Here is a 13,329-nt window from a genome sequence, read left to right on the forward strand (position 1 = left end):
GACCTGTCACCATTCGAGAGAGTCCAGATGACACCACGATTCTCGGCCTCGTCCGGTTCCACCGGCGGGGCCTTTTCCATGCGCTGGTTGCGCCGAATATCAACGGCTCTGACACTCGGTCTGCTGGTGCAGGCCGGTGTCATGACCGACGCCCTGGCCTCGCCCCGGGCGGACAAGAAGCCTGCTCCGCAGGCGCCTGGCACCCCGGCCGCGCCGTCCACCGAGGCCCCTGACGAGGCGTCGGCGCTGCTGGCGGCCCGCCTGCAGGGCAAGCGGATCGAGGTCACCAAGGCCCGCACCGAGTTCACCACCCTGTGGGCGAACCCGGAGGGGACGCTGACCGCGGAGCGGTCGACCGGTCCGATCCGGATGAAGGTCGGCGAGGCGTGGGTCCCGGTCGATACCACCCTCGTCCAGACGCCGGACGGCAAGGTCGCACCGAAGGCGCACCCGGAGGGGCTGGTCTTCGAGGGCGGCGACGCCGGGGTGACGGTGGGCGACAGCCTCCCCGTCGCCGGCACGCCGGAGCCGACCGAGCACGCCTCCCGGGGCGTCGCACGCACCGGGGCTGCGACCGAGGGCGAGCCGGCCGCCGAGCCCCAGGCCCAGGCCCAGGCCCAGTCCCAGTCCCAGTTCCAGTCCAAGCCCGAGTCCAAGCCCGAGCAGGCCCCCAGGCCCGCCGAGCGCCCGCTGGTCAAGATCGGCTCCGAGGGCCGTCAGGTCGAGTTCGGCTGGCTGGGCCGACTGCCCAAGCCCAAGCTGTCCGGCAACAAGGCCACGTACGTCGACGCCCGCCCCGGGGTGGACCTCCTCCTGGAGGCGACCCGGACCGGCTTCGAGCAGTACCTGATCGTCAAGGACCGCAGCGCGGTCTCCCAGGCCGGCACGCTCACGCTGCCGATCGACACCACCGGCTACCAGGTGGCCAGACAGCCCGACGGCGCGATCCACCTGCTGGGCGCCGACGGCAGTGTGGCCGTCAGGATCCCGGCGCCGGTCATGTGGGACGCCTCGGTGGAGGAGCGCTCGGGCGAACACCTCAACCGCGCACCCGTCCTCATGGAGCTGCGTGGCAGCGGGGGGGACGCCGAGTTGGTGTTCACCCCGGACGCGGCGTTCCTGGCCGACGCGAAGACGCAGTTCCCCGTGACGATCGACCCGGTGGTCAACGTCGAGGCGAACTTCGACACGTACGTGCACACCGGTGAGAACACCGACAACTCCTCATCCACGGAGTTGAAGCTGGGAACGTACAACGGCGGTGCCACCAAGGCCCGTTCGTTCATCCACTTCCCCGGTGGCGAGTTCAACGGCAAGCAGATCCTGAAGGCCGAGCTGTACCTGGCGAACTTCCACTCCTCCTCGTGCATCCCGAAGCAGTGGGGGGTCTGGTCCTCCCAGTACGCGGACACGGGCAACCGCTGGGGCAACCAGCCCGGCATGATCGACCGCTACGCGGTCTCCGACGAGACCCGTGACGTGCCGAACGACGGTGACAGCCACGACTGCCTCGGCGAGGGCGGCACCTACTGGGTGAAGGCCAACGTCACCAACCTGGTGCGGGACTGGTCCGCCATGGGCGCGGGTACGTACGCGCTGGGACTCAAGGCGGTGGACGAGAACGACTCCTACACCTGGAAGCGGTTCGAGTCCTCCGAGGGCGAGCACTCCCCGTTCCTGTCGATCACCTACAACACCGTGCCGGCCACCCCGTCCGCGGTCGAGATCCAGCCGTCGCAGCCGGGCAACCCGAAGTACACCTCGGACGCCAACCCGCTCTTCCTGACACAGGCCGCGGACGTCGACGGTGACAACGTCAAGGTCTACTTCGACCTGTGGCGCGGCGGCACCTTCATCGGCTCCCTCTCGAAGGACACCCCGAACGGCGCGGTCGCGTCCGTCCGGGCCTCCGACTTCGGGTTGCCGAAGCTCGACGAGGGTGTGCAGTACTCGATCTCCTCGCTGCTGGACGACGGCAAGTCCCGTTCCAACTGGGCGACCACGCAGTTCGTGGTGGACACGACCAAGCCGGGCACGCCGTTCGTGACCTCCGCCGACTACCCGTCGGACGGGCTGTGGCACGGCGCGGCCAACCAGGCCGGTTCGTTCACCTTCTCGGCCCCGGCCGGGACGGACGACGTGACCGCGTACGTCTACACGCTGGACGGCGGCACGGCCGTCACCGTGAACTCGGGTGCCACGCTGACCACCAGCATCACCCCGGCCACCGAGGGCCGGCGCGTGCTCAGCGTGAAGGCCAAGGACCGCGCGGGCAACCTGTCCCCGCCGGCGACCTACACTTTCCAGGTCGGCCAGGCCGGTCTGAGTTCGCCGATCAACGGCACCCAGTCCGCCAAGCGGGTCAAGCTGGCAGTGGACGCGCAGGCGCAGTTCAAGCGGGTGGTGTACGAGTACCGCCGCGGTCCGGGTGCCACAGAGTACGCCGTCCCGCGCGTCAACCTCACCAAGGCGGACAACACCCCGGTCACCGAGGACCGGCCCCGACTGGCGGACCTGGGAGCGCACGCCAACTGGACGGTCATCGACACCCTCGGCAGTGTCGGCGGTGTGGTCCAGGTCCGGGCCAAGCTGTTCCCCGAGGACGGCTCCGGCAACGGCTACGCCACTGTCTGGAACACCATCACGGTGGACCGCAACGCCGACGGCGCGGCTGCCACCCCGATCGGTCCCGGCTCGGTCAACCTGCTGACCGGTGACTACTCCACCGACGTCACCGACGCCAACGAGTTCGGCATGTCGGTGGCCCGCACCACCTCCTCGCGCGACCTCGGACGCGGCTGGCAGCCCCAGGGCGAGCGCCTGAGCGCCAACCAGCGCCAGGTGGGCACCGACACCAACGGCTTCTCGGCCGGCCTGGCGTCGCTGTCGCGTTCCACGGTCCGCGGTCACGACAGCTCGACCGACTCGCTGCTGATCACGCCGACCGGCCAGAGCGGCCAGATCGACTCCTATGCGGGCGTCGGTCCGGACAACACCATGGCGCTCGGCATGAAGCCGGGCCGCACCTACCGCCTCACCGGCTGGATCTACGTCCCCGGCTCCACCGGCCTCAACCCGGACTTCGGCGACCGGGGCCTGCGGCTCGCCGGCTTCGTCAAGACCCCGGCCGGTTACGCCAAGACCACCTCGGCCAAGGCCGGCTTCACCGACGGCTGGCAGCAGCTGAGCGTGGACCTGGCCGTCCCCGCCGACGCCACCGAGGCGTTCTTCCGCCTCTACAACGGCTTCATCGCGGCGGACAAGCAGGTCTTCTTCGACGACCTGTCGATGAAGGAGATCGTCGCGCCGTTCGGTCCGCAGTGGGCCGGCGGCCCCGACGCGGGTGCCGGTTCGGACTACCGTTCGCTGTCGTTCCCGCAGTCCGACCTGGTCGAGATCAAGGGCAACGACGACACCTCGCTGACCTTCGCCAAGGGCACCGACGGCACCTTCTTCCCGGAGCCGGGCGCCGAGTCGCTCACCCTCAAGGCCGCCCCGGCCACGGCGGGCGCGATCGTGCTCAGCAGCACCGGCCAGTGCCTGGAGGCCCCGAACGGCGCGGTCGGCGACGGCGCCGGGCTGCAGCCGGCGCCCTGCACCGGCGCGGCGAACCAGCAGTGGACGCGCGGGGACGACCTGACGCTGCGGCTGCTGGGCTACTGCCTGGACAACCCCTTGGGCCAGGTCGACAACGGCACCCGGATGCTGCTCTGGACCTGCAACGGCGGCATCAACCAGCAGTGGGAGGTCCGCACCGACGGCATGGTGCTGAACCGCCACTCGGGCAAGTGCCTGGACGCCGACAAGGGCGCCTCGGTCTGGGTCTGCTGGGCCGGCCCGAACCAGCTCTGGAACGTCCAGACCGCCGCCACCACCTACGAGCTGTCCGAGCTGGACGGTTCGAAGACGGTGTTCGCGCAGCAGGCCGGTTCGAACATCTACCAGGTGGTCAGCGACAGCGGCCCCGAGGCGGCTTCGACCACCCGCTACCAGTACGACACCGCTGACGCCCGTTCGCTGGTCAAGCGCGTCATCCCCCCGGTCGAGCCCGGCGTCGACGACCTCAACCACTGCTCGGTCGACCCGCTGCCGCGCGGCTGCGAGGTCATGGAGTACGAGTACGCCAAGGCCCTCACCGCCACGGGCAGCACGCCCGGCGACTACCCGGACCGCGTCAAGGCAATCAAGGTGTGGTCGTGGAACCCGACCACCTCCAAGCAGGAGGCCGTCGAGGTCGCGCACTACACGTACGACGACAAGGGCCGCATCGCCGAGGTCTGGGACCCGCGCCTGGCCCAGCCGCTGAAGTCCACCTACGGCTACGACGCGGACGGCCGGGTCACCCGGGTCGGCTCCGCCGGTTCGCTGCCGTGGAACTTCGACTACGGCAGGGCCGCGGCCGACCAGGACCCGGGGCGCCTGCTGAAGGTCCGCCGCGCGGCCCTGGCCCAGGGCTCGAAGGACCAGCTCAACGGCGAGGTCGCGTCCAGCGTCGTCTACGACGTGCCGCTCACCACCGGCGCGGGCGGTCCGTACGACCTGGCCGGCCCGGACGTGGCCAAGTGGGCGCAGCTGGACGCGCCCACCGACGCCACCGCCGTCTTCGGCCCCGAGGACGACCCGGGCGTCAACACCGCCACGGTTGCCAAGCCGGGGGGTGGCGGCTACAAGGCGGCCGCCGTCCACTACCTCAACGCCTCCGGCAACGAGGTCAACACCGCCGGCCCGTCCGTGACCCCCGGCGGTGACATCGACACCACCGAGTACGACCGCTACGGCCACGCCGTGCGTTCGCTGCAGGCCACCAACCGCGCGATCGCGCTCGGGACGCACCCCGAGTGGGAGCGGTTCACGGCCGAGCTGGGCCTGCCGCAGATCCCGGCGGAACTGCTCGCCGCGAACCTGACCGACGAGCAGAAGGCCCGCAAGGCCGAGATCACCAAGTCCCGGGCCCGCTTGCTCGACTCGCGGACCACCTACGACCCGGACGGCATCGACGTCGTCGAGACGCTCGGCCCGGTCTACCGGGCCTCGCTCGCCGAGCAGGTCAACGGGCAGAGCACCCCGGTCACGGTCACGTCCGAGGCGGAGACGCTCCCGCAGCTCGGCGGCACCGCGCCGACGCAGATCGACACCAACTGCTGCGGCCTCACCTGGTCCGGCGGTGCCCATCTGAGCATCCGGCCCACTGCCGCCGGTGCGTTCGACGCCGTGCGCGTCAAGGTGCCGGAGGAGGGCGACTACGTGCTCTCCGGTCAGCTGACCAAGTACAGCGACCACGGCATCGTGCAGTTCGCGATCGACGGGCAGAACGTCGGCCAGCCGATCGACACCTACTCCGCCGACGGGGCCGTCGTCCCGTACGCGACCGGCCAGTCGGTCCGGCTGGCGCGCGGCGACCACGAGCTCAGGATCACCGTCGTCGACGCCAACCCGGCCAGCAGCGGCGCCCGTTACCACACCGGGATCGACACCGTCACGCTGACCAAGAGCACCGTCAACCCGACCCTCGCGGCCGGGACGTCGGTGGTGGCGCGCGACCACAACACCAGCACCTACGACGAGGGCAAGCCCGACGGCCAGGTTTACCACCTGGTCACCACCGCCACCGACGGTGCCCGCATCGACGGCTACGCCGACGACGCGGAGGTGCGCGTCACCAAGAACGGTTACGACGCGCCGATCGGCGGCACCTCCGGCTGGACGCTGAAGACCGCGACCTCGGTGACCACCGACGCGCTCGGCGCCAAGCTGACGGCCACGGTCAAGTACGACGCCCACGCCCGCGCGCTGGAGTCCCGCAAGCCGGGGTCCAACGGTGCGGACGCCGGCGCGGTCAAGGCGGTGTACTACACCGCCGGTGCCAACCCGGACGACGGCGCGTGCGGCAACCGCCCGGAGTGGGCGGGCCTGGCCTGTGTCACCATGCCGGGCGGCGCGATCACCGGCGCGGACGCGGCACGGATGCCGACCACCCTGCCGGTCAAGCGGGTCACCCGCTACTCGCCGTTCGGCGATCCGGAGGAGACCACCGAGACCAACGCGGGCAAGTCCCGCAAGACCGTCACCAGTTATGACGGTGCGGACCGGATCCTGTCGACCGAGATCACCTCGGACGAGGGCAAGCCGCTGCCGAAGGTCACCACCGAGTACGACCCCGCCACCGGCGGCATCGTGAAGACGAACGCCGGCGGCAAGTCGCTGACCCGGGTGATCGACGCCCTTGGGCGGCTGATCTCCTACACGGACGCCGACGGTGGCACCACCACCAGCGAGTTCGACAAGTTCGGCAAGCCGGTGAAGGTCACCGACCCGACGGGCTCCAGTACCTACACCTACGACCGCGCGAAGGAGCCGCGCGGGCTGGTCACCTCCATCAGCGACAGCGTCGCGGGCGAGTTCACCGCGAAGTACGGTCCGGACGGCCAGCTCGTCGAGCAGACCTACCCCGGCGGCATCGTCCGCAAGGACACCTTCAACGCGGCGGGCGAGGCCACCGGCCGCACCTACACCCGTACCAGCGACAACAAGGTGGTCTGGGCCCAGACCGCCGACGTCTCCACCCAGGGCCAGGTGGCCAAGGACACCAGCTCCACGGCCACCCGCTCCTACCAGTACGACCGGCTCGGCCGCCTGGTGAAGGCCGAGCAGTCCACGGTCGCCACCGGCTGCGTCACCCGCCAGTACGCCTTCGACTCCCACTCCAACCGGTTGTCCAAGCAGACCTCCCCCAAGGGGGCGTCGGGCGAGTGCGGCACGACGGGGGCCGCAGCGGAGAACCACACCTACGACAGTGCCGACCGCCTCACCGACCCCGGCTTCACCTACGACGCCTTCGGGCGCACGGTGAAGACCGCGACCGGGGCGACCAACACCTACTGGGCGAACGACCGCGTCGCCGCCCAGGAGAAGGGGGACACCAAGCAGGAGTGGGCCGTCGACGCCGCCCACCGCCTGACCGCGTTCACCACCAGCAAGAAGCAGGCGGACGGCTCCTGGGCCGGCGCCACGTCGAAGCTGAACCACTACGGCGACGACTCCGACGAGGTCCGCTGGACCGTCGAGGACACCACCCTGGGCAATGTGACCCGCAACGTCTCGGGCCCGGACGGCGACCTCATCGCCACCACGAGCAGGACCGGTGACGTCCAGCTCCAGCTGACCAACCTGTTCGGCTCGGTGGTCGTCACCACCGACACCGCGCTCACCAGGCCGGTGGTGCTGGACTTCGACGAGTTCGGCATCCCGCAGGACGGCCAGGGCGTCGTCCGCTACGGCTGGCTGGGCGGCAAGCAGCGCTCCGCCGAGGCGCAGGACGGCGACATCCTGATGGGTGCCCGCCTCTACAGCCCGGCCCTGGGCCGCTTCCTGCAGATCGACCCGATGCCGGGCGGCAACGCGAGCACGTACGACTACTGCACCGGCGACCCGGTCAACTGCACCGACCTCGACGGCAACTGGGGCATGCCCAAGTGGCTGAAGAAGACGGTTCAGGTCGTGGCTGTCGTTGCGGAGGTCGTGGCCACCGTGGTCCCCGGCCCGATCGGCGCGATCGCGGCCGTGGTCTCCTCGGTGTCCTACGCGGCCACCGGCAACTGGGAGAAGGCCGCAGAGATGGCCGTGACGGCGGTCGCCGCCACGGTCGGCGCCGGGCCCGTCGTGAAGGCGGCGGTCGCCGCGGTCAAGAGCACTCGAGCCGCCACAAGGGTTGAGCGGGCAGCATCCGTTGCACGGAAGGTCTTCCGGCGGTCGGGATGCAACTCATTCGATCCGCAGACGCCGGTGTTGATGGCGGACGGCACATACGCGAGCATCATCGACATCAAGGTCGGTGACATGGTGAGTGCCACGGATCCGGGTACTGGCGAGACCTCGGCGCAGCCCGTGGTCGCTGTCTTTACGACCTACGCGACCAAGCACATGGTCGACATCGTCACCTCGCTCGACAGCGACGACGACGGCCTTCGCGTGACCTCGTACCACCCGCTCTGGGTGGTGGGCGAGGGCTGGACCGATGCCGTGGACGTCGCACCTGGGGACACCCTCCTCGGACCGGACGGCCGCGAGAGTCAGGTCGCGCTGGTCGTCGACGAGGGCGATGTCGCCGACCAACTGGTCGTCAACCTCAACGTCGGCAATGTTCACACCTTCACCGTCATGGGCGATGACGGGTCCGACATCATCGCCCACAACAGCAGCGAGGTCGTCTGCCCGGTCCACGGGCCGCAAAAGCGGGTCTGGCAGCTCTCGCCCGGCAGGAACGGGAAGACCGAGAGGCAGGGCACTCGCACGTACATCGAGCAGCCGAAGGACCGCAAGGGCAACGTCTACTGGTGGTCGCGCGACGATACGAACCACGCGAGCATCGCCTTCAAGGTCATGAAGAAGGTCGGCAAGAAGTTCGTGTGGCACGCGGACGCATGTGTGTGTGGGACCTACGCGACGAAGAAACACAAGGGGAAGGCCGGTAAGGTCGTGAGAAGGCGATAAGCGGTACCGCTCCCTCACGGTAGTCGAGGCGGCGGCGCGGGCCATGCCTTCGCCGTCGCCTCTCGTGTTCGAGTATTGGAGGGCTTTCCGAATTGAGTTTTTCGGAGCTGGTGGACATCATTAAGGAAACGGCCGAGGTCGGTGTCTGGCGTGGCACTGGAAACCTTGATGAGGAGGCACTGGAGAACATCGAGTATTTTTCCGACCTGGTTGACGATGCCGAGGATGCCGACTCGGCCGAGCTGGCTGCTGCACTGGCGGACACTATGGAGGCTTGGTTGCGGGATGCCGCGTCCGACGGGACGGGAAGGCCTGGCGTCGTCTATGCGTGGTACGACGACCAGGCGGCGCAGTTGCGCATGTCGTTCATATCCGCCGGGCGCGATGATCTTCCGTTCCGGGCATCGCTGCTTTTCGTCGACCGTGTGCAGGATGTCGTGGACGAATTCCTTGCACGCGAATACCGCGATCCCAGTGATCGACTGAAGATCTTCGCCCTTGAAGTGGCGGGAGCGGTCTGACGCCGACGAAGCCGAACGGGAAGCGTTGGGGACTTCAAGAGCAAGGCCGAGGCGGCGAAGGCGGCCATGGCGACCGCCGCGCGCAGCGGGCGGTGCGGGTTCCGCGGTCCGTGCGGCTCCGACAGCCACGTGCACGTCGCAGGTCGTAGGGACGCCGGTGCCGGGGTGAGCAGCTGCTCACCCCGGCACCGGCCGTTCTGTCTCCGACGGCTCAGGCCAGGCGGCCGCCGCCGTCGACGTGCAGGACGGTGCCGGTGACGAAGGGGCTGGTCATGGCGAACCGGACGGCGCTGACCAGGTCGTCGACGGTGCCGGTGCGGCGGGCCGGGTTGCGTTCGGCGACGGAGCGCAGGAAGGCGGCCTTTTCGGGGCCCAGGCCGTCCCAGGCGCCGGTGTCGACGATGCCGGGGGAGACGGCGTTGACCCGGACCGGGGCGATCTCGACCGCGAGGGCCTGGACGAGGAAGGCGAGCGCGCCGTTGGTGGTCGCCATCACGGTGCGGGCGGGGGCCGGGCGCCAGGCGGCGACGCCGGAGAAGAAGGTGAAGGAGGCGCCGTCGGGGGTGTCGGTGGCGGCCTGCGGGGCGAGGTGCTTGGCGAGCAGCAGCGGGCCGTAGACCTTGGCGGCGAACGCCCGGTGGATGTCGGCGAGTTCGAGTTCGGCGAGCGGGCCGTTGGCGGGCATGGCGGCGGTGGAGACCAGGTGGTCGAAGCTGCCGGTGGCCGCCGCGAGGGCGGCGACGGACGCCTCGTCGGCGAGGTCGACGGGGACGGTGCGGGCGGGGCCGGGCAGTTCGCCGGCCGTCCACTCCAGCTTGCGCGGGTCGGGGCCGGCGAGGACGAGTTCCGCTCCGGCGGCGGAGGCGGCGTGGGCGAGGGCGCGGCCGGTGCGGGAGCCGGCGCCGATCACGACGACGCGGCGGGAGGCGAGGGGGAGAGTGCTGTCGGTCATGGGACAAGGCTGTTCCGACCAGGGGTGATGCGTCCAAGGCTTGTTTTCGAAGAGATCCATAAACTGGCTGCATGACCACGCTCCGACAGTTCGAGTACCTGGTGACCGTCGTCGACACCGGGTCCTTCACCCGTGCCGCCGAGCTGCTGCACGTCACCCAGCCGGCGCTGTCGCACCAGGTGCGGGCGCTGGAGAGGGCCCTCGGCGGGCCGCTGCTGGAGCGGCTGCCGCGGGCGGTGCGGCCGACGCCGATGGGGCGGGCGGTACTGCCGCACGCGCGGGCGGCGCTGGCGGACGCCGAGCGGCTGCGGGCGGCGGCCCTGGGCGCGGCCGGACTGGCGGGCGGGGAGCTGGAGTTGGCGACGGTGTACTCGGTCAGCCTGGGCCTGCTGCCGCCGGTGCTGCGGGCCTGGCGGGCGGCGCATCCGGAGGTGCGGATCCGGCTGCGGGAGTTCGCACACACCGAGGACCTCCGGGCGGCGATGACGGCGGGCCAGGCGGATGTGGCGGTGGGGCCGCTGCCGACGGGCTGGGAGGGGCCGATCCGGGAGCTGGGGGAGGAGGAGTTCGTGCTGGTTCTCCCGTCCGAGGGGGAGGACGGGCGGGAGGGGCAGGACGACGCCCCGGTGCCGCTGGCGGCCCTGGCCGGGCGGGACTGGGTGCACTACGCCCCCGGCAACGGCCTGGCGGACGTGCTGGACGCGGCCTGCGCGGCGGCCGGGTTCCGCCCGGGGGTGGCGGTGCGCACCGAGCAGACGGCGGCGGCGCCGCTGCTCGCGGCCGCCGGGCTGGGCCCGGCGCTGGTGCCCGCGAACATCGTGCCGCCCGGCTTCGACGGGCTGGTCCGTCGGCCCGAACCGCCGGTGCGGCGGCCGCTGGTGGCCTACACCCGGAGCAGGCCGGACGCGCTGACGACGGCGTTCGTCGAGCTGCTGGCCCGCCGGGTCCGGCTGCTGCCCGACATCGCGGCCGGTGGAGCGGGCGGTGGGGCGGCCGGTGGGGCGGAGGGCGGGTCGGCGGGCGGGCCGGCCGGATCGGCGGATGTGCCGACCGACGGATTCTCGTGATCTCTACAGTGCTGTAGATTCGTTTGGCAGGGAGAGCAACCGAGGAGGGCAATCGTGGGAGTTTCGCTGGCCAAGGGCGGCAACGTCTCGCTGACCAAGGAGGCGCCGGGCCTGACGGCCGTCATCGTCGGACTCGGCTGGGACGTCCGTACCACCACCGGCGCCGACTACGACCTGGACGCGAGCGCGCTGCTCTGCAACGCGCACGGCAAGGTGGTCTCGGACCAGCACTTCGTCTTCTTCAACAACCTGCGCAGCCCGGACGGTTCGGTCGAGCACAGCGGCGACAACCTGACCGGCGGCGGCGACGGCGACGACGAGCAGATCAAGGTCGACCTGGCCGGTGTCCCGGTCGACGTGGCCAAGGTGGTCTTCCCGGTGTCGATCTACGACGCCGACGCCCGGTTCCAGAGCTTCGGCCAGGTGCGCAACGCCTTCATCCGGATCGTCAACCAGGCCAACGGCCAGGAGCTGGCCCGGTACGACCTCACCGAGGACGCCTCCACCGAGACGGCCATGGTCTTCGGCGAGCTGTACCGCAACGGCGCCGAGTGGAAGTTCCGCGCGATCGGCCAGGGCTACGCCTCCGGCCTGCGCGGCATCGCGACCGACTACGGCGTCAACGTCTGACAGCGGGTTCCCGGGGTGCCGGGAGCACGTGAACGGGCCACTTGAGCGGGCGGGTTGAGCGGGCCGTCCCAACGGGCCACTTGAACAGGCCACGTGAACGGGCCACCGGGCGGTCGACTGAGCGGGTCGCCGCCCGGTGGTCGGCCCCGGCGGGGTCGCCCCCCGGTCAGGTCAGCGACCGGCCGGACCGGACGGCTTCCGCTCCAGCGCCAGCCCGCCGAACCCGCCCGAGGCGCCCAGCTGGTCGCGCCACCACGCGGCCATCGCCGGCCCGTCCACGGCCGACCAGTCCGGAGCCCCGGTGACCTGCGCCCGCCCGAGCCGGCGGCTGAGCTCCACCAGCGCCCGCCCCGCCGCGCCGCGCTCGCGGTCGTAGCCGGGCAGCAGGTCGGCCCAGCCCTCCGCCGCCCGCCAGGCGTCCTCGAAGGCGCAGGCGTCCTGCAGCGCCTTCGCCGCACCGCTGGTCGTGTGCGGGCGGACGAGGGTCGCGGCGTCCCCGGCCAGCAGCAGGCGGCCGGCCGTGCGGCGCGGGGTCTCCAGGTCGTGGATCGGCTGGAGCAGGATCCGCTCGACGGGCGTCAGGTCGACCACCCCGGCCCAGTACGACGGCAGGACGCGCTCGGCGAGCGCGGACAGTTCGCCGCGGTGGGCGGCGTCGAGCGAGCCGACCGCGAAGCCGAGCGGGTCGGTGCCGCCGGCGGTCCGCAGCCAGTCGGGCGCGGGGGCGTAGAAGACCCAGTTCACCAGGGTGCTGCCGGGGGTCAGCCCCGGGATCCGGTAGAGCACGACCTGTCCGCCGGGGAAGCAGGCGGTGATCACCTCCGCCTCGGGCCACCGGGCCGCGCCGCCCGGGAGGCGGTCGAGCAGCCGGGCGTCGAAGCTGCCGCGCCAGGCGACGTACCCGGCGTACTCGGCCCGGGCCTCCGGGCAGACGGCGGCGCGCACCACCGAACGGTGGCCGTCGGCGCCCACCACCAGGTCGTAGGGCTCGCGCCCGCCGTCCGCCGTCTCCACCCAGGCCGGTCCGGCGAGGTCCGTGCCGCCCGCCGCCGTGACGGCCGTCCCGGGGCGGAACTCCACCTGCTCGGGGGTGCGTTCGCGCAGCCCCCGCCACAGCACACCCCAGTGGAACGAGTGCATCGCCATCGGCTGCACCCACAGCACCCGCCCGCGCGGGGCGCCCGCCGGGTCCTTGGCCACCCAGTGCCGGGTGGTGAGCGGATGGTGGCGGATGCCGTCGTCCAGGTGGCCGGCCAGGACCAGTTCGTCGTAGCGGTCCAGCAGGACGCACAGGCCCACCCCGCGGTCCTCCAGATGACCCGGGCTGCGCTCCAGCACGGTGACCCGCTCGGCCCCGCCCCGGGCCGCCGCCCGCGCGAACGCACAACCCGCGATGCTGCCGCCGACCACGGCCACCGATCCACCCCGCACGACCGCTCCCCCTCCTCGCCGGGGCGCCAGCGGCCCCGTCCGTCGTCCCGTCGACCATACGCCGTGGACTGACGGTCCGTCAGCGCAGTGTCCGAGGTGTTCCCCGGGTGTTCCCTGGATCACCTATGCAACTGGTTGCATAGGGCGCTCGGGCTCGCCTACCGTGTGGTGGCCAGCCACCCCCTCCGCCCTCCCGACACTGCCCCTCCCGACCACCGCCCCGCCCGCCCCCGCCAGG

At 71.3% G+C, this 13,329-nt stretch carries 6 protein-coding genes; 4 read left to right on the top strand and 2 right to left on the bottom strand.

What is annotated here, in order from left to right; genetic code table 11:
- The first annotated feature begins 141 nt into the window (after positions 1–141).
- The gene (locus tag OG715_RS32075; RefSeq protein WP_266273807.1) at positions 142–8,490 is read left to right on the top strand and encodes a ricin-type beta-trefoil lectin domain protein; all 8,349 of its coding nucleotides are present in this window, start codon (positions 142–144) and stop codon (positions 8,488–8,490) included.
- Positions 8,491–8,582: 92 nt separating this feature from the next.
- Positions 8,583–9,011 (top strand): hypothetical protein, encoded by a 429-nt coding sequence (locus OG715_RS32080; RefSeq protein WP_266273806.1) that lies wholly within the window; start codon positions 8,583–8,585, stop codon positions 9,009–9,011.
- Between the two features lie 211 nt (positions 9,012–9,222).
- Here OG715_RS32080 and OG715_RS32085 read toward each other — a convergent pair whose 3' ends face one another.
- Entirely contained in the window at positions 9,223–9,963 is a 741-nt protein-coding gene (locus OG715_RS32085; protein ID WP_266273805.1) for an SDR family oxidoreductase, read from the bottom strand.
- Between the two features lie 71 nt (positions 9,964–10,034).
- Between OG715_RS32085 and OG715_RS32090 the strand changes: the two genes are divergently transcribed.
- A complete protein-coding gene (locus OG715_RS32090; protein WP_266273804.1) occupies positions 10,035–11,030 on the top strand; it encodes a LysR family transcriptional regulator in 996 nt (331 codons plus the stop codon).
- A gap of 54 nt (positions 11,031–11,084) precedes the next feature.
- Positions 11,085–11,660 carry a TerD family protein gene (locus OG715_RS32095; RefSeq protein ID WP_030391715.1) on the top strand — a complete coding sequence of 192 codons (576 nt, stop codon included), beginning with the start codon at positions 11,085–11,087 and terminating at the stop codon, positions 11,658–11,660.
- A gap of 171 nt (positions 11,661–11,831) precedes the next feature.
- Here the strand turns inward: OG715_RS32095 and OG715_RS32100 are convergent, their stop codons facing one another.
- Complete coding sequence (locus OG715_RS32100) at positions 11,832–13,091, bottom strand: FAD binding domain-containing protein (protein ID WP_266273803.1); 1,260 nt, start codon at positions 13,089–13,091, stop codon at positions 11,832–11,834.
- Between the last annotated feature and the right edge of the window lie 238 nt (positions 13,092–13,329).

Origin of the sequence: Kitasatospora purpeofusca, assembly GCF_036010405.1 — a bacterium.
Lineage (GTDB): Bacteria > Actinomycetota > Actinomycetes > Streptomycetales > Streptomycetaceae > Kitasatospora > Kitasatospora purpeofusca.